We start from the raw sequence: 26,383 nt of genomic DNA, 5'->3' as shown, positions 1-26,383 counted from the left end.
GCGAAGCTAGGCTAGGTGTGTGGGAGGCCTTTTTCAATACATTTCATTCTTCATACATACGTTAAAAATAAAAAAGATTGTAGAAAAACATGAGTTTCTCTACAATCTGAGGACAGAGCCCATGCTCTGTCCATTTCTTTTAGGATGATATATTTTTTCTTGTGCGCTTGCGCTGGTAGTAATAAAGGATACCGCCTGAGGCAAGCATGAGCAAGCCAATCAATACAGCCGTATACATCATCGTTGCCGTATTCGGCAGTGTGCCGCCTGGTGCCGAAGTCCCACCGTCTTCACCGGTTTGATCTGGGGCCGTTCCAGCTGCTTCACTTTGATTGAGCACTGTGTATTCACTAAAGTGTTTTGTTTCACCTGTTACGACCCCGTTTTCGAACGAACCGTTATTTGTTTTAGTGTAACGATTCTTCTCACGATCCACATAATAAACACCGGGTTTGTTCGCCTTTTGAGGCTCGTCTAATGTAAAGGAAAGTGTGACAGGATCTTTAAAGGTAGAGACACTCTTTTGATCTTGTTTGATTTGGAAATCATATGTGTCGGTTAATGCATTTTTCACCTTATTTGTTTTCGCCATCCATATATTCGCACTTTTCTCTGACAAATTGGAAAGTGGTAATTCTAGTCCGACTTTGTCATGATAGATGGTGACGTTTGGATCTTGCTCCCGTTTCTTCAGCTCGGCTACTTGCGCTTTTGATAGAGACAATTGAACGTTTTTCGCTTCGCTCGCTTTGTCTAAATAGAGCAGTGCTTTATTTGTATGCTGCACATACGTTTGGAATGTCTCATCATCTTGAATGTCATAGGCGCCTTTTCCTTTAGCACGAGGAAGGAACACTTCTTTCACTCGATGGTCGATGACAGGAGAAATATGATCGTCTGCCTTTTCAATTTGCTCCTTGAAAATTTCATAGTCAACATAGCCTAAGTCTTCTCCATGAGAGGCTTCTGTAAAGACGCTGTAGCCGTCACCGCCTGTGCCAACAAATGCGTTTGTCGCCACGCGGTATGTCTTCTGATCATCAATGTCAGACAGGCTGCCGTTTTGATCTTTCAGTTTCACATCAATCAATCTGCTGCCAGCTGGTTTACTCAGTGTAAACGTATATTCAATGCCAGCTACATGAGGGAATGCGCCTCCGCCTTCCTCGATGCCTGACAGCCCTTGTTCGAGTGCTTTTTTAATTTGACTGCCTTTTAAACCTGCGACATAAAGTGTGTTTCCGAAAGGCATCACCGTTAAAATATCACCTAATGTGATATCTCCTTTTTCAATGCTGCCTCGAATACCGCCGCCGTTTGTAATGGCAAGGTCAGCACCAGCAGATTCTTGCGCTTTCTTCAGCATGCCATCGGCAATAAAATCCCCAAGGTTCGTTTCCTTTGCACGGACGTGCTCACGCTGCCCATCTAAAAGGACATCGGTAGACCCGACTTTTTCTGTTTTTAAACCTTGAATATCTGCCTTGTATTGATCAAGAATCGCTTTTGCGTCCGCATCTTCTTTTACAGAGTCATCGATGGTGATGAGGTCAAAAGAAGATTCTTTTGGCTGTACGACACCTTTTTGATCAAAGGCCACGTCTACTTTTCCTAAAAATTGTCCGTAGTCTTTCACTTGCGCCACAATAGTCGGTTCTTTCTTATTGACGACCTTTAATTTTTCAACAAGGGTGTGGGTGTGACCGCCAATGATTAAATCAATGCCGTCTACTTTTTGAGCAAGCTCAAGATCACGGTTATAGCCGATGTGCGTTAAAGCAATGATTTTATTGATTTTTTCTTCTGTTTGAATGGTGTGGACTGTTTCTTTTGCTTTCTTGTACGCATCTTGAAATTGAATGTTAGGTCCGCTGCTGGATGTAATGGCCGTGTCTTCAGTGGTTAAGCCAAATACAGCCACCTTTTCGCCGTTTACATCAAGCAGGATGTACGGGTAAATCCCGGCTTCTTTTTTCTCACCAGCTTTGAATGTTGCTGATTTTTTCACTAAGCTGCTTAACTGTTTTTCCTTAGAGACATCAACGTTTGATGACACAATCGGGAAGTGAGGCTTTTCAAATTGATGACGGTTTTTAGCATCTACGTCGGATGCATCTCCTGTCAGGAATTGACGAAGGACAGATGGACCTTTGTCAAATTCATGATTCCCAAACGTCATGGCATCGTATTTCATCAAGTTCATCAGCTTCAGATCGGCAAGTCCTTGCCATTTTGTGAAGTATAGGTCACCAGAGAACACGTCACCAGCGTCTAATAAAATATTGTTCTCACTTTGAGCACGAACTTCTTTGATCTTTGTCGCACGTCTTGCAGCATCATCTAGGTGTGCATGTGTATCGTTCGTATGCATCACCGTTAAATTCCAGTTGTCTGAGGCAGGCGGTTCTGTGGTGCCATCCTCTTTGAAGGCTAGCTTGTACACGCCTAGTCCGTCTATGCTGGCGTTGCGAACAAAGTCTACGCTGTTTGATTTCTCTGCAAAAGGCTTTGCCAGAAGAGAAGACTCAAACGTTAAAGTAGCGCCTTTGACCGGTGCAATGGACCAGTTTTGATCCGCACTTGGGTTAATGGTTTTTTGGGCGATAATATAATCCATCAGCACTTGACGGTTCTCATCCGCTGAGGCAAGCACGACTTTATCTTGCGTGAGGTGCGGGAAGCCTCCACCGCCGGAAGCACGATAGTTATTCGTCACGACTAAAAATTCTTGACTGTCAGTGACTGGTTTTCCATTGTAAGACAGGTTTTTAATACGGCTCGCATTCGCATTTACAAGTGTACCTGTTGTGCTATATTTTGCAGGCTGGGTCACATCCACTTGATAGGTAACACCATCGATCACATCAAAGTTATACGAGCGATATTCTTCGTTCAAAATAGGCTGTTCTTTTGAATCGTTTGATTTGATTTGATTAAATTGTCCGGCAGACATTTCTAACCAGTCTTTCACTTCACTGCCTTTGAGTTTCACAATCTGGACGGTGTTATCGTAAAGGTAGAGATCGCCAATATTTTTTATCGCTAAATCTCCTTTTGCGATGTTTGTGTAATAATTCACACCATTTCGGCCGCCGGCTTTAAATGGTGCACCCGCTGATAAAATCGGCAAGTTTTTATACGCAGTGTCCTTCATTTTTTCTTGTGCATACCATTTTTGTGCATCAGTCACAATTTGAATAGAAGGGTCATCCATCACTTGAGCAAAAAAGCTGTTAATGTCTGCTTCTGTTTTTCCAACAGGCTTTCTGACGTAATCAACCGTGTTTCGGTGAGTCGTTTGAATGGCATCTTTCACTGTGCTGTTTTGAGAGGTGAGTCGAGCGACAGACTCTATTTTGCCTGTGCCGTTTGTGACCTTCCAGTTGCTGCCGTCAGGCTCTAGTGTCAAATCAATGACTCCGAGGTAGCTTCCCCAGTTTTTTGACATGACGACTGGAATGCCGTTGATGGTTCCTTTTGAGACATCGAATTTGTCTACGCCGCTATATTCAGAGCTTGGGAATGTGCCGTGCTGATGACCAGACACAATCGCATCGATGCCCTTCGTTTTAGTGGCAAGGTCAAAGATCATATTTTCTGACCCTTTAGGCGAAGCGGTTTTTTCAATTCCTGTATGGGCAAGAGCGACGATGACATCTGCGCCTTTCGCCTTCATTTCAGGGATGGTTTCATTGGCAGATTCGACGATATCCTGCACTTGAACTTGTCCATCTAAATGCTTCTTATCCCATGTTATAATTTGTGGTGGGACGAATCCTATGTAACCGACTTTCACTTTTTGTGCTGCTCCGTTTGCATCTTGAAAGGTTTTATCTTGGATCACATAAGGCGTAAAGCGATGTTCTCCATTTAACTTTTTGACGTTCGCATTGACAATCGGGAAGTTGGCGCCGGCAATGGTACCGTCAAGGAAAGGTAATCCGTAGTTAAATTCATGATTGCCAAGAGTTCCTGCATCGTATTTTAGTTGGTTGAGTGTATGAATAATGGGGTGAACCTTTGTTTGATTGATGATGCTGTCTTTTTCATTTTTGTAAACGTATTCTCCAAGAGGGGTTCCTTGAATCAGGTCTCCGTTATCAACAAGGAGTGTATTAGGATTTTGTGAACGGTGTTTTTCAATCAGCTCGGCTGTTTTCGCCAATCCGAATTCATTTGTTTCTTTATCGCTGTAGTAATCGTAGTTCATGATGTTCGCATGAATATCGGTTGTCGCTAAGATGCTGACCTTTACGGAACTGTCGCTTTCTGCTTCTGCATGAGTAGGTGCTGTTGGGAGAATGAGACTAATCATCATAATGGAAGTAAGCAGAATAGACAGGTTTTTTTTTCGTTTAGACCTATGCGTATGCTTCTTCACCTGATCTCCGCCTTTCTATTTTTTTTGACCACTATACCTATTGTAGAAATGTTTCGTTAACTTTTGTAGTTATTTTTTGCAGATTATTGTAAAGATAACATAAATCATACGAATTACCTTGTTAAGGGGAAGGAAATGAGTCAAAATGCTTATTTTCATCATAAGGGGTTTTCTGATAGGGATAGGATGTTTGATTTCATCGCGCCCGGGTATAGTGTGTAGTGTAAACGATAATCAAGCAGGAGGGTTTCTACATGGGTAAGAAAATTGCAGTTGTCTTAACAGATTACTTTGAGGATGTTGAATTTACCGAGCCTGCAAAAGCTTTTAAAGACGCAGGCCATGACATCACAGTGATTGAAAACGAAAAAGGAAAAACAGTCAAAGGGAAGCAAGGAGAGGCTGAAGTGAGAGTGGATGCGTCCATTGATAATGTGAAACCTGAAGACTTCGATGCACTTCTCATTCCTGGCGGTTTCTCACCAGACATTCTGCGCGCAGATGATCGCTACGTCCAATTTACAAAAGCATTTATGGACGAGAAAAAGCCAGTATTTGCGATCTGCCATGGACCGCAATTGCTCATTACAGCGAAGACGCTAGAAGGCAGAGGAGCGACTGGATATACATCCATTCAAGTGGATATGGAAAACGCAGGCGCTAAATTCAAAGATGAAGAAGTCGTCGTTTGTCAGGATCAGCTTGTGACAAGCCGTACACCAGACGACATTCCAGCATTTAACCGTGAATCATTAAAACTGCTTGCGAAATAAACAGCAGTTGTTACAGCATAAAAAATCCAGCACTTCATAAAGTGCTGGATTTTCTGCGTGTTGATCAAGAAAAACTGCTCGAAGACCACAGGGCAGTTCCTTTTGCACAATTATTTCCTTAAGCTTTTCAGCTCGCTTGCGATGGCTTGCATTTCACTTGGGCTGAATGAAGATTTTTTCATCACCATTTGGTGAAGAAATTCAATATCTTCGTACTTGTCTGGACTGAAGTCCTCGGCTTTGATGACTCCAATGTTCAGCATATTTAGCTTTTGCGAAATGTCTTCAATCAGCTGATTGACTTCAGCCGCTTTTTGCTCTGACAAGGGCGGCACGTCCTTTCCTGCATGTGTGTTGAATAATATGTCTATTTTAACAGAAATGCAAAAGAATAAAAGGGCTATTAAGACAACAAGGAGGTGTTTTTCTCCTTTTTCTCTTCCTTGATCTTATCAATGATTCGTTTAGATTCAAACACAACAACCCCTGATAAACCGATGAGCCCAATTAAGTTTGGAATGGCCATAAGCCCATTTAGCATATCTGCAAAACCCCATACGAAGTCATTCTTAAACACGGCTCCGAAAAAGACAGCAATGACAAACACGATGCGATAATACATCACGTACGAATCCTTCGCTAAATATGTAAAGCATTTTTCTCCATAATACGACCAGCCAATGATCGTTGAATAAGCAAACAAAAGTAACCCGATTGCTACGATAGTTGAGCCAATTGGTCCAAGGAAATGGGCAAAGGATAAAGAGGTCAGTGCATCACTTTTTTCTGTTAAATACATATCTGCCATCACAATGGTAATGCCAGTAATGGAACAAACAATAATTGTATCAATAAATACTTGTGTCATAGACACGAGAGCCTGACGGGCAGGCATATCCGTTTTGGCAGCAGCAGCTGCGATCGGTGCGGAGCCAAGACCAGCTTCATTTGAAAATACTCCACGTGCCACACCCCAGCGAATGACAGTTCCAATCGCACCGCCTGCAACGGCTTGACCAGTAAAGGCATCAGATAAAATGAGCCCAACTGCGCCTGGAACAAGATCAGCATTCATAATAAGAATGATTAATCCACAAATGACGTAAAATAAAGCCATGACTGGTACAAAAATAGAGGTTACACGGCCAATGCTTTTAATTCCGCCTAAAATGACAAGTGCCGTAAAGGCAGTAATGATGATACCTGTCACCCATGTTGGAATTTGAAAGGTAGAATTCATAACCCCTGAGATTGAATTAGACTGCACAAGGTTTCCGATTCCAAAGGCAGCACAGGCACCAAAAATAGCAAATAGCACCCCTAGCCATTTTTGCTTCAAGCCATGCTCTAAATAGTACATAGGTCCGCCAGACATTTCGCCTTTTTCGTTTTTGACCCTGTATTTAACAGCAAGAACGGCTTCTGCAAATTTTGTTGCCATCCCAAAAAATGCGGCAAACCACATCCAGAATACAGCACCAGGACCACCAGCTATAACTGCCGAAGCAACACCTACGATATTCCCTGTGCCGACAGTTGCAGCCAGAGCCGTCATTAATGCTTGGAAATGGGAGATATCCCCTTCTGATGTTTTGTCTTGTTTCGAAAATGCGAGCTTTAAAGAATAAGGAAGTAATCTAATTTGAATGAAGAGAACGCGAAAGGTGAGGTATATTCCAGTACCAACAATTAAAATCAACAGGGGAGGTCCCCACAAAAAATTGTTCATCGTCGTGACAAACTGCTCAATTATTCCCATCAAATATCCCCCTTTGTGTAATTCTCCTAAAGTTTCTCCTGTTTTTGTGTAATTTGTCAATGCCGATGAGAGTTTTTCTTGCAAAGTTTTCAAAAGAAAATGGTCTTGATATGATAGGGGAAAGGTTTTCGAAAGGGACTCTTAGGGAATAGATAGGAGGAGAATGAAGGATGATTCATGTATTATTTGTGTGCCTTGGCAATATTTGCAGGTCACCGATGGCAGAGGCCATGTTTAGAAAACGAGTAGAAGATGAAGGGCTTAGCGAGCACTTTATCATTGATTCAGCAGGCATTGGCGGCTGGCATCAAGGCAGTCCTCCCCATGAAGGAACAAGAAAGCTGCTTGAAGAAAAAGGAATCAGCTATAAAGGAATGACTGCAAGACAAATCATGGATGAGGATATCACAACATACGACTATATCATTGCGATGGATGCTGAAAATGCAGGGGCACTCCGCAGTATAGCCGGCTATGGGAAACATCACTTTATTGGCCGTCTTCTCGACTTTGTAGAAGACGACGATCGAGATGATGTGCCAGATCCTTATTACACAGGGAACTTTGAGGAAGTACATGATTTAATTGAAACAGGAATTGACCGTTTTTTGACGTATGTAAAGAAAGAGAAACACCTTTAACTGAAAGGAGATCAGATGAGATGGAAGAGAAAAATCAAATCGTGCTTCGAGGAGCTGTCATAGGAGCAGCCTGCGGCGTATTGCTGACATTATTTCATCGGCCAACAAGAATTGCACTAAAAGACAAATGGAATGACTGCCAGCAAAAGTTGGGGGAATATCGCCAGGAGCCGGGCAGGATGTCTGCTTGCATGAAAGAAAAAATGGAAGAAACGAAGCAGCTAATGCGAACGGTCTCAGATGATTTATCATTTTTAAATGAACAGGTGAATCAGTTAAAGGAAACAACCCCAAGGGTATTAGAGATTATTGAAGAAACAAAGGATCACTTTCGAACGAAACAGAAAGATTGATCATTGGAGATGAGGCGTATGGGTTTTGTTAAAGCGTTAATTAAACGCTTTTTGCTGCATGAAGGACCGGCTAAATCTGCTGAGCTTGCTTATTTCTTTTTGCTTTCATTATTTCCATTTCTCATCTTCGTGCTGACGCTGGTTGGGTATTTGCCGCTGACGTCAAAGGATGTTCTGAGCGTCATTTCTAGTTATGCGCCAGAGGGAGCACTTTCGATGATTGAATCCATTGCCGAAGAGACACTGAACAGCCGTAACGGCGGATTATTGTCATTCGGGATTATTGCCGCTCTTTGGTCTGCATCCAACGGCATTAATGCGGTCGTCAGAGCGTTTAACCACGCTTACGAAGTTGAGGAAAATCGTTCCTTCATTCTCGTACGTTTAACATCGATCATCTTAACCATTGCGATGGTTCTTACGATAATTTTTGCCTTGATGCTGCCTGTCTTTGGCAAAGAGCTTGGTTTATTCGTCGCCAAATTAGTCGGGCAGTCAGATGCCTTCCTTACCATTTGGGCAGCACTGAGATGGATCATTAGTCCGCTGATTTTATTGATTGTTTTTACAGCCTTGTATTATTTTGCTCCAAACATCAGGCTGAAATTGAAATTTGTTCTGCCAGGCGCCATTTTTGCGTCTATCGGCTGGATTCTGGTGAGCATGCTGTTCTCATTTTACGTAGGCGAGTTTGCCAACTACAGTGCGATGTACGGTAGCATCGGGGGGATCATTATTTTGATGATCTGGTTTTATTTAACCGGCATCATGATTATCCTCGGAGGCGAGCTCAATGCGCTTTTACATAAGCGTAAAATCGTACCAGGCAAGCTGTAAAGAAAACAGGGCATCCTAAAGAAGAACGAACGAGTTCAATCTTGATAGATGGGGGAATCACATATGTCCAAACAATCGAAAAAAGGCGGAAGCAACACAAAACAAAACAAAGGCCATCAGCCTAAGCACAAAACAAGCGGTAGTGCGAACGGGCAAAATGGATATCATTAGATGAAAACAACCTCCTCTGCACAGGTGCAGGGGAGGTTTTATTGATTCAACATTCGTATATACCGCTTAAGGACAAAATCTGTATCAGGTTTGGGCTGATAGTGAGGATCGAGCTGGAACCCAGCCTTAATCGCTACACGTTCACTTCGAACATGACCAACAGGACAAAAGATTTTAAATCCATCGACTTCATGAGCAAATGTTCCTGTCATATATTTCACTGTTTTCGTCACGATACCTTGACCTTGTGCATCTTGACCAATCCAATAACCGATATTGCCTATTCTATTATGAAACGTCAGACGGAACATACTGATCAATTGCTCGTTCAGCATGATGCCAGCTTCCATTCCTTTTTGTTCGGCATAGGAGGTGCGAGTCGATTGAATCAATGTTTTGACATCTTCTATGCTCTTGCAGTACTTTCAACCACTGCCGTCGTTCTCCCAAATCGAACGCAGCAAAACACGAATAGAATCACGATGCTGACAAGGTAAAGTAAATTCATCCCCTCAAACGTTTGAACAAAGATTCCTCCAAGAACCGGTCCAAGAATACTGCCTGCACTAAACGCCATCCCGCACATTAAATTACCGGCAGGAAGCAGATGCTTTGGCAATAAGTCGGTCATATAACTGATGCCAAGTGAGAATGTAGAGCCTACAGCCATTCCGGCAATAAAGAAACAGATCGCAACAGCCAAAACGGATTGAATGAAAATACCTGCCAAAAGGAAAAAGAAGGATCCAGCGAGTGTGACACATAAAATGATTCGGCGTCTGCCAAACCGGTCGCTGAGCATCCCGAGAGGAAGCTGAAAGACAATGCTTCCAATGGCAAAAGCAGGTAAAATAAACGCAACAGCATCTACTGTCACTCCGCTTCTTAGTGCATACACAGGGAAGTTACTATTGAGCGTCGTTTCTAAAAAGCCGTAGCAAAAAGGCATCATAAAGGCCACCCAGCCAAATTGAAAGGCTTTTTTGAAGCGCTTCAAACTGTTTGTTTGCTCTGATGTCTGCATTTCGCCTGTATCTGGATATGTATTTTTTAAAACAAACACAAGCAGCCAAATACATAAACTAACGGCACCAGAAACGATAAAAGGCAATGATGGATTGATTTCAATGAGGGGAGTTAAAAAAGGCCCAGCGGCAAAACCGAGTCCAAAGGATAATCCGTACAATGAAATATTCCGCCCGCGATTTCTAGATGACGAAGCATAGGTCACCCACGTCTGTGTGGAGAAATGCAGCATATGGTCACCAATGCCAATCATGAGCCGTAGGAAGAACCAGACGACATAAGATTCAAAAAAGACAAAGCTGAACAAGCTTAAAAAGACAGCAGCGCCTCCAATGACGATTAACGGCTTAAAACCAAAACGGCGAAGCGGTGCTTCCATAAAAGGAGATGCAAGCAGCACGCCGAGATATAAGCCAGTGGCATGCAGTCCGTTTAACGTAGGGGAAGTGCCCGCATGTTCGAAAATAATGGATATAACAGGAAGTAACGCTCCCTGTGAAAAGCCAGATACGGATACAAGTAAAATTAAAATCATAAAGTGAATTCTCGGCATAAGAAGCTCCTTACAAGTTCATGCTTTCATCGTACAATGGAACCATAGGGGTTTCAATAGAAAGGTGGAAAAGGAATGAAGCTGACATACGAAAATGATCGGTGGGTGGCACATACTGATGATGGACAACTACATATTTCAGGAAAAGAAGAAGCTGGATACCGGCCATATCAATTGTTCACCTCAGCTATTGCAGGCTGTTTTGGAGAAATGCTTATTCATGTATGCGGGAAAAAACGAATATCCTATAAAGGGCTGATCATCACACCTGAAACGACAAGAGAAGGAGCGGCAAACAAAATCTCCCGCATCCACTTACATATGATCTTTGAAAGCATCAGTACCTCTGATGAACAAATAGAAAAAGTGATGAAGCTTGCGATGAAGCATTGTTCCATGGTGCAATCCGTTAAAGGAAGTATCGACATCACCATGTCACACGAGCGAATCTAAATGTATACGATGCCGCCACTCACGAAAGAATAACAGTCAGACATATGTAAAGGAGAATGGCTGTATGAATCGTTTGTTTCTTGTGATTGTCGCAATCGGTGTTCCGCTATCTGTCATTGGCAGTTTTCTTCATTTCCCGCAGGTTGTCATGTTCGCCGTTTATTGTATCGCCATTATTGGTCTTGCTAGTTTTATGGGAAGAGCCACAGAAAGTCTTGCCATCATTGCGGGGCCAAGAATCGGTGGACTATTAAACGCTACATTTGGAAATGCAGTGGAGTTAATCATTTCGTTTTTTGCCTTAAAGCAAGGGCTGACTGCCATTGTACTTGCTTCATTAACTGGATCGGTCATCGGGAATTTACTGCTCGTGGCAGGGCTGTCTTTTTTCGTCGGCGGATTAAAATATAAGCGCCAAGAGTTCAATGTTCACGATGCAAGGCATAACTCTGGCTTGCTCATGTTTGCCATCATTGTGGCGTTTGTCATTCCAGAAGTGTTTTCTATGGAGATGGCAGAGGATAGACAATTTGTTTTAAGTATTGGAATTAGCACTGTGATGATTTTGATATATGTCGCAGCGCTTTATTTCAAACTGGTCAGCCACCGAGGAGTCTATGTCGCCAAGCAGGAGAGCGTGAACGGTAAATCTGAAACGGAAGAAGAAACACCTGAATGGTCCGGGAAGTTTGCCACTGTGATCCTGCTGCTTGCAACGATTGCAGTTGCGTACATTTCAGAGCGGCTCGTTCATACATTTGACACGGTCGGAGAACAATTTGGCTGGAGTGAGCTGTTTATCGGGGTCATTATTGTCGCTATCGTCGGCAATGCAGCGGAACACGCCTCTGCTATCATCATGGCGTATAAAAACAAAATGGATGTGGCGGTGGAAATTGCCTTCGGCTCAACGCTTCAGGTCGCCATGATGGTGGCGCCTATCCTTGTCATCAGCTCTCTTTTTTTCGAAAAGCAGATGCCGCTGATTTTCTCCTTACCAGAACTCATTGCAATGGCATCCGCTGTCTTACTGACGGTCATCCTATCAAATGACGGTGATACGAACTGGTTTGAAGGCGCCACATTACTCGCTGCCTATTTTATTATGGCGATTGGATTTTTCCTTTTATAATCTTTTGTGGATAAGGGACGTCTTTGCGGAAAATACTATGGAAAAATGAATGAGAAAGAGTGATGATATGAAAAAGATGCCCCGCATCATGTTTGTTGTTCTCTTATCCTTAAGTTTTCTATACAGCTTTCCAGCCGAGGCGGCTAAGCCGTTTAAGGTACCATCGTCTGTCGCCAGTATCTCAAAGGAAAATACGTATCCAAACGCGTCACAAGATCAGCCGCTGCTTCAGCCGAGCGAGCTGACGGCCGAATTATTTAAAACAACGAATGTACCGATTGAAAATACCCATTTGATTAAAATGCTGAATGAATCCAGCATCTCAGGAACGCCGTTAGCTGTTGGATATCGTGCGACCATTTTCCTCGGAAGATGGGCACTGAGCTACGATTCAAATGAAACCGTCGCCAACTGGGAATACAAAAAAGTGAACACCAATCACATTGATAACAGAGGCGGAAACAAAACAGCCATCGGCAAATATGTTCAAAAGCAGCAAGTAAAAGTAAGAGGCGGACTCACAGCAAAAGTACCAAGTCCAGAAGATGTGAAAACATTGATGATGCAAAAAGCCATCCAAAAAACAAAGCTGCCGCTCGCTTTTGACACGGTGATTGGCGCAGGAACAAAACGAGATCAGTCTTACCATGTTTCTCCGAAAAAAGCAGCATCACTTCATGCCTTTGCACCAGCTATTAACGAAAAAGGGAAGGTCACATACGGAGAAGTGTACCTTGTGCTAAAAGGAAATAAACGCAAACTCGTCGTGAAAAACGTGACCTCACAAGGAATCGGCGCATGGATTCCTGTTCAGGATCATCTGACGTTTGGGTTTCAAGGAATGAATTAAAACAGTCAACTCCTCTTATCAATAGAGGAGTTGACTGTTTTTTGCTAATAGGTTTGATCTTTTTTCTTTTTCATTTCACTTATGTAAAAGTCAAAGGCGTTATAGAAAAACCATCCCATGAACAGAAAGAGGATGACCTTAGTAAACGTCGTCAGGTTGTTGAAAATCAAGCATAGGGAAACAAAAGGTATGATCATAAAGCCGTAATACGAAAACCACCATGTTTTAAAAATGAAACTCAGCCCCTTAAACATTTGTATTATTTAACAATTTATTCATATGTTACAATTTTATAGGTGGGGCGTAAACCTTTTTGAAAAATAAAAAAGCCATTGTAGAAGCTCAATGAATCGAGAGACTACAATGGCTTCTACTTTTCCTTATTCCCCTAAATCCACATTATGATAAACCTGCTGCACGTCTTCAAGCTCTTCTAATACATCGATTAGTTTCTCAAATTGTGCTTTAGATTCATCATCTAATGTCACTTCGTTTTGCGGAAGCATCGTGATTTCAGCGACAGTGAATTCTTCGACACCGGCTTGTTTGAATGCTTCTTGTACTTGATGGAATTGATCTGGCTCAGCGTAGACGATGACCGTTTGATCTTCATCCATGATGTCACGTACATCAATGTCTGCTTCCATTAAGAGCTCAAGCGTTTCTTCTTCGCTTTTCCCTTCGACACCGATAACAGCGGTTTGGTCAAACATGTAAGCAACAGATCCACTGACTCCCATGTTTCCACCGTTTTTCCCAAAAGCCGCACGAACATCCGAAGCTGTACGGTTCACGTTATTGGTGAGGGCATCGACGATCACCATCGATCCGTTTGGACCAAATCCTTCATAGCGCAGCTCATCGAAGTTCTCTTCTGAACCACCTTTGGCTTTTTCAATCGCACGGTCCACAATGTGTTTTGGGACACTATATGTTTTTGCACGTTCTAGGACAAAGCGAAGTGCTTGGTTTGATTCTGGGTTTGGCTCACCTTGTTTGGCAGCCACATAGATTTCACGCCCGAATTTTGCGTAAATACGACTTGTATTGGCATCCTTTGATGCTTTCTTTTCTTTAATGTTGTTCCACTTACGACCCATCTTATTCACTCTCTTTCACTTAGTAAATACACAGTATGAGGGTCCCCATGCTGCATGAAATCATTCTGCCCTCTATTATACATGAATCAGTCAAGGGGATAGAAGTAAGAGGGCCGAAATGAAGAGAATTCCTTAGCTGATGTGTCCAAGCTGTTCAAGCGTCTCATGTTTCTCATGAGGTCTAGTCAGCTCGTCACATTGAATGATCTTGCCGTCTAATAAAGTAAATAAAGCCATTACATCTATAAGACCACGATCTCCGCTGGTCAGCTCGACATGTACAGTGTAACGAAAACATCCTTGCTGCGTCTCTTCATCAAATAACACATCATGAAAGGCGGGGATCTTGAGCTGTTTTGTCATTTCTTTTAATGTGGATAGATGCTTTTTAAATTCATCAAGCATGGAGACCTTTCCATCGGTCACTTGCTGATAGTCAGGAGAAAAATAAGTCTCCACCTTTTGTATATCTAATTCAGTTAATACATCCTGATACATTTGCTTGATGAAAAAAATCGCTTCTGCCTTTGTCATCTATAAACATCCTCTCTTTTTATTAACCAGTTAACTAAATAATATTATAATTAACTGGTTAATAAAAAACAATCACAAAAAATAACCTCACAACGAAAATGAGGTTATTTTGCAGGCTGAGGATAAACGAGATCTTCAAGCAATTTGACATCGTGCTCATGAAGCTGCTTGATGATTTCTTTACGTACAGCGAGGGCGGCTTCGAAGTATTTTTCATCTTCGACCATCCCTTTCACAGTGATTTCTATTCCGCGATTGAGCTTATTGAGACCCATAATTCCATGAACCTGGAAGGGTTCAATGGCGTTTTGAAATTCATCTTTTTTGAGAAAATCATGGTGCATTTGATTCAACTGGTCACAAGCTGATTCAAGCGCTTGAAAGGCGATGTCTGGGTTTTGATTGGCACTAATTAACACCGACTCCGTGATACGCATGTAATGTATGTTGTAGTTTTGAATTTGCCGGATGTCTCCGTTAGAAATGGTTAACAGTTTGCCGCTCCATTCTCTAATTTGCAGAGAACGGAGACCAATTTCTTCAATGGTTCCATTAAAGAGATTATTCACCGTCACGTAGTCACCTTTATGGATCTGCCGTTCATAGATCAGGAAGATGCCTGCTAAAATATCACGAATCAGTGTCTGGGCGCCAAAACCGATGACGATTCCGGCAACACCAGCACCAGCAAGAATTTTTCCAAAGTCATGAAAGAAGAGAGAAATGACATAGAACACAAAGCAAATTGAAGCTGTGTACTTCGTCACAGATTTGACCAAGCTCTCGATCGTTTTCTTCTTCTTATCTTCAATAAACTCCGTTCGTTTAAAGAAAATCTGAAGGGCTTTGTTGATGATAAAGACGGCAAACCAAAGAACAAGCCCAACAATTAGAATCTCAATGTATTTGTTCTTGACCACTGTCAGAAATGTATCGTCCATTTATCGGTTACCCCCTGGCTGTACGAGAAGTAAAATCAACATCTTGATAATAGCTGTTTTTCACAAGAACATTCGGACCAAGGCATTGCACACTTGGACAATGACAATTCAGTTCTTTCGCTAATTTCGTGTCCATCCAGCGTGTATATGCAGATTGCAATGTATCGGTTTCAATATTTCCAAGCGGCGGCGTATCGCCAAAGTCTGTTACAATAATATTCCCATCAAAAATATTCACATTCAACCGTGAGCGGCCGTCAGGGTCATTTCGTACAGTGACATTTTTCTCCTGGCGCAATCGCTTCAGGAGGCGCTGGTCTTCTTCATCTGTACTGCATGAATAAAATGGCAAGGTGCCAAACAGCATCCATGTGTTCTCATCACGAATATCAAGCAGCTGATGAATCGCATCACGCATTTGCGGAAGCGTTAATGACTCAAGTGCACTGGCGAAATCGCTTGGATACATCGGGTGAACTTCGTGGCGCTGACATTTCATCTCCTCCACGATTTGACGATGGATGTGTTCAATGTAAGGAAGCGTGCGCTTATTGAGCATGGTTTCAGCGGATACTGTGACACCCGCTTTCACAAGTGCCTGACTATTTTCGATCATGCGGTTAAATAATTTTTCACGCTGCTGAAAGGTTGGTTTTCTATCCATCATCGCAAAGCCGACCGTTGCAAACTCTTCGACAGTGCCCCAGTTATGTGAAATGTGCAGAACATCTAAGTATGGAATAATCTCTTCATAACGCGCCAAATCAAGTGTTAAGTTTGAATTGATTTGTGTACGGACGCCGCGTTCATGGGCATACTTTAATATAGGTACGACATATTCCCGTACAGATTTGAGAGAAAGCATTGGCTCTCCGCCTGTAATACTTAGTGAGCGCAAAAGCGGAACTTCATCTAAACGGCGAAGCAGCAGATCAAGTGGAAGTGCATTCGGGTCCTTTGGCTGCAACGTATAGCCAACTGCACAGTGCTCACATCTCATGTTACATAAAGTCGTCGTCGTCAGTTCAATATTTGTCAGCTTCATTTCTCCGTAATCCTTCACATCGAGATAGGCTTCCCAAGGGTCGTATGCAGGTGTGATCGGACGAAGTGCTGTTTTTTGGTTCATGGTATCTATCTCCTTTTCATTCGGGCAAACGAAGACCCGCCAACAGTTAATTTTAAGCCCCATGACCGTTATACGCAAGGGGGGAGACAATTGATTTATAAGGGAAAAAAAGATAAGCTATAAACAAATGCTAAAGGGAGTGTATCTATGGGCAAGGCAGCAGACAGCAAAGAGCAGCAGGTTGATTATTTAAAGAACCGATTAGATATGTTTATGAATGTGATTGATTCATTAGATCCCGATTCAACAGACGTTGAGGATATAGACAGACTGATCCAGATGATTGACGATCTAGAAGCGAAATATGAACGGTTTAAAAAAGATTGGAAGGAAGAATAGCTCGCGCGGATGCGGGCTTTTTTCTTTAAATTGGCAGGCGAATGGACGTATGAGTCTCGGTCATATTCTGCACAATAAAAGAAAAACTGGGAAGTGACGTAGATGAAAAAATATATGCTGATCTGTTTATGTGTGCTTTTTGTTTCAATGCCTCTGTCAGAAGCAGCAGCCGAGTCTAATAAACCCATCCACTGGGGATTTGCTAAAAGCAAAGAGCACAAACCAGCAGATGCTGGAAAGGAACTGACGACACTCCTAAAAAAATATGATGCCTTTTATTTAGGGAATACAAAAAAGAAAGAGATTTATTTTACTTTCGACAATGGCTATGAAAATGGATACACACCTAAGATTTTAGACGTGCTGAAAAAGCATCAAGTACCAGGCACCTTTTTTGTCACAGGGCATTTCGTAAAGGACCAGCCGCAGCTTGTGAAACGTATGGCAGAGGAAGGACATATCATTGGCAACCACTCCTATCACCATCCAGACTTAACGAAAAAAAGTGCGAAAGAAATCAAAGAAGAGCTAGACAGTGTAAATGAAGCGGTGTACAAAATTACGGGAAAACAAGATAACCTCTATCTACGTCCGCCGCGCGGGGTATTTAGCGAAAGAGTATTAAAGGAAACAAAGAGGCTGGGCTACCAAACCGTTTTCTGGTCAGCTGCCTTTGTGGATTGGCATATCCATCATCAAAAAGGAAAACAATATGCCTATGATCAAATGATGAAGCAGGCACATCCAGGTGCGATTTATTTACTTCACACCGTCTCACGAGACAATGCCGAGGCACTGGATGAGGCCATCACAGCTCTTAAAAAACAGGGGTATTCCTTTAAAAGCCTAGATGATCTCATGCTTGAAAAAGTATGGCATCTGCCGCAGCTATAGAAAAAAGCTTGCAGAGGAACTGCAGGCTTTTTGGTTATTTAAAAATCCGGAACCACCCTTTATGCTTAAACCATAAAAGCATACCCGAGACGAGCAGACCCATGAAAATAAGCACGCCAAAATAGCCGTATTTCCAGTGCAATTCAGGCATGTTATCAAAGTTCATCCCGTAAACTCCAACAATAAAGGTCAGTGGAATAAAAATAGTCGACACAATCGTCAGTGTCATCATAATCGCATTCATCCGATTGGAATTCAGCGTCTGATAGCTGTCTCTTAAATCTGCTGTCATGTCTCTGTTCGACTCGACAATCTCTGTCAATTTTAGAAGGTGATCATAGATGTCATTGAAATAGGCTTGGCGATTTTTGTCGTTTTTCATCATGTTCATGTTCACGATACGGTATAAAAGGTCTCTCATCGGAATAATTGTCCTTCTTAGCTTTAACAAGTCTGACCGAATCCCGAATACTTCGTTCATTAAAGTGCCATACGTTTTATGACCTTCTTCATCTTCAATCTCATTCAACCTGTCTTCAATTTGATAAATAATCGGGAAATAATCGTCAACCAGATCATCAATCAGCATGTATGCAAGATGTTCAGGTCCACTATTTCGTGCGTGTTCAGATGCTTTTAGCTTTCGAATCACACGATCAATGTATGGTGCTTCCTTTAAGTGAAAGGTGACAATATAACTTTCACCAACAAACAGATCCACTTCCTCTGAACGAAGTGTTTTTTGATTGAGAGCATGAAGAACGAAAAATAAATACTCTTCATAAAAATCAAGCTTAGGCCGCTGTAAATAATGGAAGCAATCTTCAATTGAAAGCGGATGAAACTGAAAGAATTCCTTCAACAGCGCTGCTTCTTTTTCCGTTGGCGCATGAAAGTCAATCCAATACCAGGCGATATCGGGGCTTGAAAGCTGCTGCAATGTTGCATGTTCAATCAAGTCTCCGTTTTTTGTCACTGCAAGTTTTTTCAGCATATACACCCCTCCAGACTTGCATTATATCATGAAGCAGCGTGCACAAACTTATTCATCTTATCCACAAAAAAAGCCGATCTCATGATTGAGATCGGTCCATGTGCGTGTATGATTGATGGATAAAAGCGAGAATTAAGGACGACGGAAGTTGACGAATTTATCTTGACGGTCAAACCAGCCTCTGAATGCCCAGTTATCCCAACCGCCATCGCCGTTGTTTTTAAATGTACCGCTTTCAAATACCCAAATACCGTAAACAACATTACCAAGGTTGGCAGTAGCGAACGTTTTAACGCCGTTAAAGCGATCTTCGTAGTTTTGGCTCAAGTTAAAGACCATGACGTTATATCTGCCGCCAGCAGCGTAGAATGTACTTTCCATCACGCCTTTAACGAATCCAGAACGGTTTGCATTTGCGTTTACTGCGTTAACGATTGCATTGGCAATGCCAAGGACATCGAAGTTGACGTTAACATTAGGACTAGCTGTCGTTCCAGCTTTTCCTTCAGCAGCTTTGTTTAATACAGTTTGCTGTAGCGTAGTAGAAACAGGTGCTGAAGTTTTTTGCTCAGCAGCGTCAGCGAATACTGGTAGTGTTGAAGAAACAGCAGTGGCAAGGGCAACAGAAAGAATAGTTTTTTTCATTGGTCGGATCTCCTTTGTTTTTGAATTTTTTGGGTCTTCTTTTTCGTAAAACGTGAAACTAGGTGAAGCCGGTAATCAATGAGGTAAATATGTTCCTGCAAGATGAAACAAATGATTGCCTAATCCGCTAATTCCTTTGTTCACCTCCTTGATATGTCATAATTATACAAATATTTTCGGAATAGAAGATATCACCCAGAGGTTCTATTTCTAATTTAAGGAAAATGATCCTAAAATGTTGAAGAATCGAGTCGAATATTAGCTAAATTCGACTAAAAATTTCATCAATCCAAAAGGAAAATGACCAAGAATAAGGAAGATATAACTGATAAATTCTTGTACTCTTTATATTTAAAAGTATTCAATATAGAGAATGATTCACGCAAAATGAAACAATCACATCCGCGTGCGTTTACAGAAAGGAAGAGGAAAAACATGTGGGAAAAACAGCTGGTGGTTGAGCCGCCATATCACTTTGATCAAGTACTGAGACGTTTATCGAGCGATCCATTAAAGGCAGTCGATTTGAACAAAAGAGAAATCAAAGTGCCGATGAGGTTGGATCAAAAGCCGTACGTGGTGGTCGTTCAAGCCACAGGAACAAAAGAAACGCCCACGTTCCGAGTGCAAGCAAACGGCCCTGAGGAACCCATCATTTCTGAGGTGAAGCGGATTTTTGGAATGGAGCATCAATTACACGTTGTTCATGACCATTTTTCTCAAACAAATCTTGCGTCGATTTTTGAACGTCACATGGGGACACCGCTCATGCTGGATTTTCATTTGTATCATTGTTTGATGAAATGCATCATTCATCAGCAGCTCAATCTTTTATTTGCTTATGAGCTCACGAAACGGTTTGTCCATACCTGCGGTGAGCAAATAGAAGGTGTTTGGTTTGACCCTTTACCGGAGACCATCGCATCGCTTGAAACAGACGATCTGAGAAAGCTCCAATTCAGTCAGCGGAAGGCGGAATACGTCATTGATGTATCAAAGCGAATTGTGAGCGGCTCTCTTTGTTTAGAGGAATTACACGATTTGCCGGATATAGAAATTGAGGAACGTCTACGTCCGATTAGAGGCATTGGACCTTGGACGGTTCAAAATGTCCTGATGAATGGACTTGGAAGACCAAATCTCTTTCCGGTAGCAGATATTGGTATTCAAAACGCCATCAAACGGCACTTTGACCTGCCTGAAAAACCGACAAAAGAGGAGATGGCAGCCTTAAGCAAGGAGTGGACGCCTTATTTAAGCTACGCTTCCCTTTATTTATGGAGAAGCATTGAGACAGATAAATAAATGAAAGGCATTTTCTCTCTTTGTCCAAGTCGTGATATACTAATGAGATGGAATAAAATGAGGACAACCTATAAAGGTTCAAATAGAACGGAGAGAATGAAATTGAAAGAAAAACAGCAAGGGACCCTTCTGCAAAAGGGCCAGCAGTTCCCGCTTACCATTAAACGCCTTGGTATTAATGGTGAAGGGGTCGGTTATTTTAAAAAGCAAGTGGTCTTTGTCCCGGGTGCGCTTCCAGGTGAGGAAGTGGTCGTTGAAGCAACAAATGTACAGGCAAAATATGCAGAAGGTACGGTCAGAAAAGTGCGAAAGCGCTCGGAGCATCGAGTGAAGCCGCCATGCCCAGTATACGAGCAGTGCGGCGGCTGTCAGCTTCAGCATTTGGCGTACGAGCAGCAGCTAAAGGAAAAACGTGATATTGTCATTCAATCAATGGAACGACACACGAAGCTATCGGTCGAAACGCTAGATATTAGACCAACGATCGGCATGGAAGATCCGTGGCACTACCGGAACAAAAGTCAGTTCCAAGTAGGGCGGTCTCATAGCGGCGACATCATCGCTGGGCTTTACGGACTGAATTCTCATAAGCTTGTATCGATCAAGGAATGTATTGTGCAGCATCCGAAAACGAACAAAACAACAGGCGTTGTCCGCAAAATTTTAGAGAAATTCGGCGTATCGGTTTACAATGAACGGACAAGAAAAGGTGACGTGCGGTCGATTGTCGTGCGAGTCGGCTTTGAAACAGGTGAAGTACAGGTCGTCCTTGTCACATCAAAACCTGAATTTCCAAAGAAAAAAGAAATTGCCGAAGCTATTCAAAAACGTCTGCCAGAAGTGACATCCATTATGCACAATATCAATGGCGAAAAAACGTCTGTCATTTTTGGACATAAGACATCACACTTAGCAGGCAACATGGTCATCCAAGAATTTTTAGGAGACGTCTCATTTGAACTAAGTGCACGTGCATTCTTCCAATTGAATCCGAAGCAGACATTAAAGCTTTACGATGAAGCGAAAAAAGCGGCCAAACTGACAGGAAAAGAAAAGCTCGTCGATGCCTATTGCGGCGTTGGCACCATCGGCATGTGGCTCTCAGATGGCGCAAAAGAAGTCAGAGGAATGGATGTCATCAAAGAATCAATTGATGATGCCAAGAAAAATGCCAAAAAACACGGCATGAAACACGCGACCTATGTGACAGGAACAGCTGAACATTGGCTGCCAAAATGGGTCAAAGAAGGCTTCCGCCCTGATGTCATCGTCGTGGACCCGCCAAGAACAGGCTGCGAAAGCACCTTCTTAGACACCGTCAAACAAGTGAAACCAAAACGCTTTGTCTACGTCTCTTGCAACCCATCTACACTAGCAAAAGACCTCGAATACTTGTCAAAAGACTACAAGATCGAATACATGCAGCCAGTGGATATGTTTCCGCATACGGCGCATGTGGAGTGTGTCGTATCAATGGTAAGAGTGTAAAAAGTGAAGTGAATAAAGACTTTCCGTGATTTGAATACTGGTTTCTAGCTGGTAGGATCATCACGGAATTTTTTTTGTGAACTTATCCAAAATCGGTATGATGCGTATACAGAGGTGTCGATCAGAATAAACCATTATTTGATATTGATGAAATGGAGGAGGATGAGGGTGAGTCAATTAGAGATTCTGACAAACTATATACCTATGTTTCAGGACGATTATATTGGTGAATGGGTGATAGATCAAGCAAATGATGGAACAGCTGAACACGCAATCCAGATGCCCTTTGTGAATGATTCTGAAACGGTCCGTCACTTTATCGAAGATGTCTATACCTTTGCAGAACAACATCAAGAGATGGAGCTTACTCGCTACAGAGATATCCTCAAAGAAAATGGCATTGAATGGGGATTGAACGATATGGAGAACGTGGACGTCTCAAATTTAAATACACAATGTGTACTTGCTCTCATGATGGGGGTTGTGATGCTGAGCGGTTTTGCGATGGTGCCATCTTCAATTTTTTTAAAAGCGGAGCCATATTAAAGTGCCTTGAAAGATTGGATTGTTTGGAGTAAGGGATGTGTACGTCTGATAAAAACTGAACATGAATGGATTGAAACAATGAAAAACCTAGATGATATGAAATCTAGGTTTTTTTGGAACATTTCTTCTGTTTCCGAACAAGATCACGAGCATGTTCACTTCTCAGCTTCTTGACGAAATAGATCAAGCAAGAGCTGCTTGGTGTTTTTCAGAAATAGATGGGGTTCCTTATGAGATAAGATTCCTATAGGAATAAAAGGGTCCTCCATTTCGATTGGAACTTTCACAAACTCGTCTGACAATGGTGTAGAGGAAAGTACGACTCCGACGGAGGGGAATTCCTTTAGAAATGGCGGAATCGCTGAAATCTGGCTGATAGTATAAGTGAACGGCTCAATATTTATTCTTGAGAGTTCCTTTTGTAACTTCATGTGATATAAACAACTTTCCCCACCTATGATCAGTGGTTGTTGATAGAGATCCTTGATCAATGAAATCGTTCCAACTTGATCTGCCTGCTTTTTTGCGATGATAAAAGACATTTCCTCTTTGTACAATTCCTCAAACGGAAGTGGGTTCATCGCCGGTTCTCCTGCAATAGCAAAATCGATCTCCCCCTTGAGGAGCTGCTTGTGAAGGAAATCTGTATTACCGATGATAAAGTGGCATGTGATATTCGGTTTTTGCTTTCTGAAGGTTTGAAGGACTGAAGGAAGAATAGAGATAGCAATTGGTTCTATGACACCTATATTCAAGGTTCCGACTTCTTCTTTTTGGAGTTTTTGAGATTGATCTAATACAAAATTCCAGTGGAGAATCAGCTGATCAATCTCTTTGGCAAACAATTGCCCTGAAGGGGTTAATTCAGCCTCCCATCCTCTCACAAACAATTGAAACCCTAACTCTTGTTCTAATCGTTTGATCTGATTTGTTATCGTTGACTGTGCATAATTCAATTTTTGAGCGGCTTTTGAAAATGTCCCTTCTTGAATCACGGCTTGAAAAGCTTTTAATTCTTTTAAATCCATTTCTAATAATCTCCATTCGTTTTATGAATAATATTTTATATATTATTCAATTATACAAAACGAGTGTTGAGACGTAAAATGAAGTAAGACAGAAAGAGGAGTTGACATACATGCCATTTGTAAAAGTCAGTTATATGGAAGATGAGTACGATAAAGAAAGCTTAGCTTCTATTAGCCAAACGATCATGAAGGCTCTGATGAAAGAATTTCATGTTCCTGAAAAAGACTACTTTCAGGTGTTCCATTCACATAAGAAAGAAGAATTTTATTATGACCCCAATTATCTTCTTCGTCATGATAGGGATCATCGTCTCTTATATATCCATATTACATGTGGTTCAGGAAGAACTTACGAACAGAAGCAGTCTTTATATAAGGAAATAGCTGACCAGTTATACAGCCAACTCCATATACCGAAAGAAAATGTATTCATTATGCTGGTTGAGACGGACTTGGAGAATTGGTCCTTTGGAGAAGGACTTGCTCAAATGATCAAGTAACGAAATGAATGGAAGGGGAAATAGATATGCATCAACCAATTAAGCCAACTGTGAATTTAACCCTCGGAGATTTTGCTCCAGCATTTGTTGAGTACTCCGAAAAAGTTCTCTTTGGGGATTTGTGGCGAAGAGAGGAACTTTCGCTAAGAGATCGAAGTATGATTACAGTTTCAGCCTTAGTAAGTGCAGGCAGCCTAAATCAGCTGGAATACCATTTACATCTAGCCAAAGAAAATGGTGTAACGAAGAATGAATTGATTGAAGTCATCACACACCTTAGTTTTTATATCGGATGGCCTAAAGCAGCTTCAGCATTAGAAGCAGCTAAACACATGTTGGAGGAAAAATAAAACAATCAAATCAACGAGCCCTTATTTGAGTTAGGGCTTTTTTCTATGCGAATAAATTGGATTTTAAAATCTTCTATGTCATACTTTTGAATGAAATTGACTCAATAGAATTGACGCAAGAACCATGAATAGGTCAAGATGAAATGAAATGTAAGATAAAGGGAGACAAATGATGATGATACATATCGTATTTGGGGCAGCACCTGCTGGTAGTTTAAAACAAGCATTACGCGAAATGAAGCAAGATCAGGCTGATGATATCATCGCCTTTGATGACATTTATTCGATTGGACCCCTTCTGCATTTGCATGAACATGAAGGACAAGCGAAGCGTAAAGAGTGGCTGCGTAACGTGATATCAAATGAATTTGGACATTTTGACGACATGGTCAACGATCAGCACAGAATGCTTCAGCAAATAAAAGATATAAAAGATGGCAGTCGTATACTCATCTGGACAGGCAGTAATGCACATGAGCAAATTGGTTTACGTTATGCCATCTATTTATTAAAAGAGAAAAGGATAGAATTGTCTTTAATCAATACAACGACTGCTTTTGACCAGCTGTTCAATACAAATACAAGAATAATGATCCTTCGACATGCCGGGGAGATCACATCTGAAAAATTCAAAATTTTGTACGGAAGTAAAGAGCATATTTACACAGTGGCAAAAGAAGAAAGAGAGAGATTACAAAACGAATGGCTTTCATTCGCTAAAGAAAATCATACACTGCGGATATGGCAAAAAGGACAAACGATCAGCGTACCTGAAGATGAATTTGATGCTTATTTAGTGAAAATGGCTAAGCGAGTTCAGCAGTCCGAGTCAGAAGGGGAGTACATCAAAACTCCACGCTTAATTGGTGAAGTGATAGGTTATTTAGAACAGTATATCGGTGATGACTTTATTGAGTATCGACTGAAGACATTAATTGATCAAGGGATTTTTGACATGATAGGAAGGCGCACTTCCATGCGTTATTACTCAATTAAACTAACAGAATTCGGTCAGCACTTCAAAAAATGGGTGTGCTGTCGCGAGTTTGAGGATCACCCTTATGTGAAAATAGAAGGGACCTACGGTGGTGAACCTTTTCAATGTGGACATTGTCAATGCCATTTAGAAAGAGATGATGTACCTCTAAGCGATGCGCTCCTCTCGAAAATCTGGAATTGGGCCATACAGTATGGCCGCTGGTTTGATGAAGAGACAGAAGACTTGCTGCCAGATGGGGTAGAAATGGAAAAGAAGTTCAATCATGCAGGGGAGCGTATAACGGAAGAAGTGAAGAATGCGTTATCTCCTATGTATCAAGTCGAGTATAGCCCGAGTGAAATGACAAGACATTTCATTTAAAGAATAAAATTCAATAGCAATGTACAAAATAAATCTTTACATGATTACCCATCATCATGTAAGATATGGAGAAATTAAAAGCGAAGAAAAGGACATGAGCAATTTTTTACTGGTTACCAGAGAGGGGAGTCACGCTGAAATCTTCCTAACACAGAAAAGTTGTCTTACCACCTTTGAGCTGTATTGGGGAAATCACAGTATCCAATATCGTCTACGCCACGTTACGGCACCAGAGCCATAAAGCGAATACGCATTATGGGAATTTGGGTGGAACCACGGATCACACATTCGTCCCTCTATG

The 26,383-nt window shown here is 41.8% G+C and carries 27 protein-coding genes and 1 other annotated feature; of the genes, 15 read left to right on the top strand and 12 right to left on the bottom strand.

Features of this window, described 5'->3' with window-relative positions; genetic code table 11:
• Positions 1-139 precede the first annotated feature (139 nt).
• Positions 140-4,381: a multifunctional 2',3'-cyclic-nucleotide 2'-phosphodiesterase/3'-nucleotidase/5'-nucleotidase gene (locus ACSLGF_RS15060; RefSeq protein ID WP_456006847.1), complete on the bottom strand. Its 4,242-nt coding sequence runs from the start codon at positions 4,379-4,381 to the stop codon at positions 140-142.
• Positions 4,382-4,635: 254 nt separating this feature from the next.
• Between ACSLGF_RS15060 and ACSLGF_RS15055 the strand changes: the two genes are divergently transcribed.
• The gene (locus tag ACSLGF_RS15055; protein ID WP_034323495.1) at positions 4,636-5,154 is read left to right on the top strand and encodes a type 1 glutamine amidotransferase domain-containing protein; all 519 of its coding nucleotides are present in this window, start codon (positions 4,636-4,638) and stop codon (positions 5,152-5,154) included.
• Positions 5,155-5,264: 110 nt separating this feature from the next.
• Here ACSLGF_RS15055 and ACSLGF_RS15050 read toward each other — a convergent pair whose 3' ends face one another.
• Together ACSLGF_RS15050 and ACSLGF_RS15045 are read right to left on the bottom strand one after the other, a co-directional pair.
• Complete coding sequence (locus ACSLGF_RS15050; RefSeq protein WP_034323493.1) at positions 5,265-5,480, bottom strand: DUF1128 domain-containing protein; 216 nt, start codon at positions 5,478-5,480, stop codon at positions 5,265-5,267.
• A gap of 77 nt (positions 5,481-5,557) precedes the next feature.
• Positions 5,558-6,913 carry an alanine/glycine:cation symporter family protein gene (locus ACSLGF_RS15045; protein ID WP_099727664.1) on the bottom strand — a complete coding sequence of 452 codons (1,356 nt, stop codon included), beginning with the start codon at positions 6,911-6,913 and terminating at the stop codon, positions 5,558-5,560.
• Positions 6,914-7,083: 170 nt separating this feature from the next.
• On the opposite strand from ACSLGF_RS15045, the gene ACSLGF_RS15040 reads away from it, so the two are divergent.
• Genes ACSLGF_RS15040 through ACSLGF_RS15030 form a run of 3 tightly spaced genes read left to right on the top strand, consistent with a single transcriptional unit; the run spans position 7,084 to position 8,744 of the window.
• Positions 7,084-7,554: a low molecular weight protein-tyrosine-phosphatase gene (locus ACSLGF_RS15040; protein WP_456006844.1), complete on the top strand. Its 471-nt coding sequence runs from the start codon at positions 7,084-7,086 to the stop codon at positions 7,552-7,554.
• A 20-nt stretch (positions 7,555-7,574) separates the two neighbouring features.
• The gene (locus ACSLGF_RS15035; protein WP_456006841.1) at positions 7,575-7,907 is read left to right on the top strand and encodes a hypothetical protein; all 333 of its coding nucleotides are present in this window, start codon (positions 7,575-7,577) and stop codon (positions 7,905-7,907) included.
• 18 nt (positions 7,908-7,925) lie between these two features.
• On the top strand, positions 7,926-8,744 hold the full coding sequence (locus tag ACSLGF_RS15030) for a YihY/virulence factor BrkB family protein (RefSeq protein WP_456006838.1): 819 nt from the start codon (positions 7,926-7,928) through the stop codon (positions 8,742-8,744).
• A 209-nt stretch (positions 8,745-8,953) separates the two neighbouring features.
• Here the strand turns inward: ACSLGF_RS15030 and ACSLGF_RS15025 are convergent, their stop codons facing one another.
• Positions 8,954-9,307, bottom strand: a complete 354-nt coding sequence (locus tag ACSLGF_RS15025) for a GNAT family N-acetyltransferase (protein WP_456006835.1) — start codon at positions 9,305-9,307, stop codon at positions 8,954-8,956.
• Between the two features lie 14 nt (positions 9,308-9,321).
• Complete coding sequence (locus ACSLGF_RS15020) at positions 9,322-10,494, bottom strand: MFS transporter (RefSeq protein ID WP_456006833.1); 1,173 nt, start codon at positions 10,492-10,494, stop codon at positions 9,322-9,324.
• A 75-nt stretch (positions 10,495-10,569) separates the two neighbouring features.
• Here ACSLGF_RS15020 and ACSLGF_RS15015 point away from each other — a divergent pair, with 75 nt between their 5' ends.
• The 3 genes from ACSLGF_RS15015 (at position 10,570) to ACSLGF_RS15005 (ending at position 12,929) form a co-directional block, all read left to right on the top strand.
• Entirely contained in the window at positions 10,570-10,947 is a 378-nt protein-coding gene (locus ACSLGF_RS15015; RefSeq protein ID WP_456006831.1) for an OsmC family protein, read from the top strand.
• Between the two features lie 64 nt (positions 10,948-11,011).
• Positions 11,012-12,079 (top strand): calcium/proton exchanger, encoded by a 1,068-nt coding sequence (gene cax / locus ACSLGF_RS15010; RefSeq protein WP_456006829.1) that lies wholly within the window; start codon positions 11,012-11,014, stop codon positions 12,077-12,079.
• A gap of 67 nt (positions 12,080-12,146) precedes the next feature.
• Positions 12,147-12,929, top strand: coding sequence for a YfkD family protein (locus ACSLGF_RS15005; RefSeq protein ID WP_456006826.1), 783 nt, complete (start codon positions 12,147-12,149; stop codon positions 12,927-12,929).
• A 380-nt stretch (positions 12,930-13,309) separates the two neighbouring features.
• Here ACSLGF_RS15005 and ACSLGF_RS15000 read toward each other — a convergent pair whose 3' ends face one another.
• From ACSLGF_RS15000 to yfkAB, 4 genes are all read right to left on the bottom strand, one after another.
• On the bottom strand, positions 13,310-14,029 hold the full coding sequence (locus ACSLGF_RS15000; protein WP_456006823.1) for a YebC/PmpR family DNA-binding transcriptional regulator: 720 nt from the start codon (positions 14,027-14,029) through the stop codon (positions 13,310-13,312).
• 132 nt (positions 14,030-14,161) lie between these two features.
• Positions 14,162-14,563, bottom strand: a complete 402-nt coding sequence (locus tag ACSLGF_RS14995; RefSeq protein WP_456006821.1) for a nuclear transport factor 2 family protein — start codon at positions 14,561-14,563, stop codon at positions 14,162-14,164.
• Between the two features lie 104 nt (positions 14,564-14,667).
• Positions 14,668-15,504, bottom strand: coding sequence for a mechanosensitive ion channel family protein (locus tag ACSLGF_RS14990; protein ID WP_456006818.1), 837 nt, complete (start codon positions 15,502-15,504; stop codon positions 14,668-14,670).
• 7 nt (positions 15,505-15,511) lie between these two features.
• Positions 15,512-16,633 (bottom strand): radical SAM/CxCxxxxC motif protein YfkAB, encoded by a 1,122-nt coding sequence (yfkAB, locus tag ACSLGF_RS14985; RefSeq protein WP_456006816.1) that lies wholly within the window; start codon positions 16,631-16,633, stop codon positions 15,512-15,514.
• A gap of 147 nt (positions 16,634-16,780) precedes the next feature.
• On the opposite strand from yfkAB, the gene ACSLGF_RS14980 reads away from it, so the two are divergent.
• The gene (locus ACSLGF_RS14980) at positions 16,781-16,972 is read left to right on the top strand and encodes an SE1561 family protein (protein ID WP_456006813.1); all 192 of its coding nucleotides are present in this window, start codon (positions 16,781-16,783) and stop codon (positions 16,970-16,972) included.
• A 114-nt stretch (positions 16,973-17,086) separates the two neighbouring features.
• A complete protein-coding gene (gene pdaA / locus ACSLGF_RS14975) occupies positions 17,087-17,866 on the top strand; it encodes a delta-lactam-biosynthetic de-N-acetylase (RefSeq protein ID WP_456006850.1) in 780 nt (259 codons plus the stop codon).
• Between the two features lie 34 nt (positions 17,867-17,900).
• Here pdaA and corA read toward each other — a convergent pair whose 3' ends face one another.
• Together corA and ACSLGF_RS14965 are read right to left on the bottom strand one after the other, a co-directional pair.
• The gene (gene corA, locus ACSLGF_RS14970) at positions 17,901-18,860 is read right to left on the bottom strand and encodes a magnesium/cobalt transporter CorA (protein WP_099727651.1); all 960 of its coding nucleotides are present in this window, start codon (positions 18,858-18,860) and stop codon (positions 17,901-17,903) included.
• A gap of 132 nt (positions 18,861-18,992) precedes the next feature.
• Positions 18,993-19,505 carry a stress protein gene (locus tag ACSLGF_RS14965; protein WP_456006810.1) on the bottom strand — a complete coding sequence of 171 codons (513 nt, stop codon included), beginning with the start codon at positions 19,503-19,505 and terminating at the stop codon, positions 18,993-18,995.
• Between the two features lie 435 nt (positions 19,506-19,940).
• Between ACSLGF_RS14965 and ACSLGF_RS14960 the strand changes: the two genes are divergently transcribed.
• The 3 genes from ACSLGF_RS14960 to ACSLGF_RS14950 all read left to right on the top strand — a co-directional run bounded on the left by ACSLGF_RS14960 (position 19,941) and on the right by ACSLGF_RS14950 (position 22,876).
• The gene (locus ACSLGF_RS14960; protein ID WP_456006808.1) at positions 19,941-20,810 is read left to right on the top strand and encodes a DNA-3-methyladenine glycosylase family protein; all 870 of its coding nucleotides are present in this window, start codon (positions 19,941-19,943) and stop codon (positions 20,808-20,810) included.
• Between the two features lie 96 nt (positions 20,811-20,906).
• Complete coding sequence (gene rlmD / locus ACSLGF_RS14955) at positions 20,907-22,298, top strand: 23S rRNA (uracil(1939)-C(5))-methyltransferase RlmD (RefSeq protein ID WP_456006805.1); 1,392 nt, start codon at positions 20,907-20,909, stop codon at positions 22,296-22,298.
• Between the two features lie 404 nt (positions 22,299-22,702).
• Entirely contained in the window at positions 22,703-22,876 is a 174-nt protein-coding gene (locus ACSLGF_RS14950) for a DUF6508 domain-containing protein (RefSeq protein ID WP_456006803.1), read from the top strand.
• A gap of 123 nt (positions 22,877-22,999) precedes the next feature.
• On the opposite strand, the gene ACSLGF_RS14945 is transcribed toward ACSLGF_RS14950, so the two are convergent.
• Positions 23,000-23,872, bottom strand: coding sequence for a LysR family transcriptional regulator (locus ACSLGF_RS14945; protein WP_456006801.1), 873 nt, complete (start codon positions 23,870-23,872; stop codon positions 23,000-23,002).
• 110 nt (positions 23,873-23,982) lie between these two features.
• Between ACSLGF_RS14945 and ACSLGF_RS14940 the strand changes: the two genes are divergently transcribed.
• The 3 genes from ACSLGF_RS14940 (at position 23,983) to ACSLGF_RS14930 (ending at position 26,082) form a co-directional block, all read left to right on the top strand.
• Positions 23,983-24,372, top strand: a complete 390-nt coding sequence (locus ACSLGF_RS14940; protein WP_456006799.1) for a tautomerase family protein — start codon at positions 23,983-23,985, stop codon at positions 24,370-24,372.
• 26 nt (positions 24,373-24,398) lie between these two features.
• Positions 24,399-24,722 carry a carboxymuconolactone decarboxylase family protein gene (locus ACSLGF_RS14935; protein ID WP_456006796.1) on the top strand — a complete coding sequence of 108 codons (324 nt, stop codon included), beginning with the start codon at positions 24,399-24,401 and terminating at the stop codon, positions 24,720-24,722.
• A 172-nt stretch (positions 24,723-24,894) separates the two neighbouring features.
• Positions 24,895-26,082 carry a DUF1835 domain-containing protein gene (locus ACSLGF_RS14930; RefSeq protein ID WP_456006793.1) on the top strand — a complete coding sequence of 396 codons (1,188 nt, stop codon included), beginning with the start codon at positions 24,895-24,897 and terminating at the stop codon, positions 26,080-26,082.
• 74 nt (positions 26,083-26,156) lie between these two features.
• Positions 26,157-26,381, top strand: a binding site (T-box leader).
• Positions 26,382-26,383 lie beyond the last annotated feature (2 nt).

The organism is Bacillus sp. A015, assembly GCF_053851875.1.
This window is presented reverse-complemented; position numbering and strand designations above follow the sequence as displayed.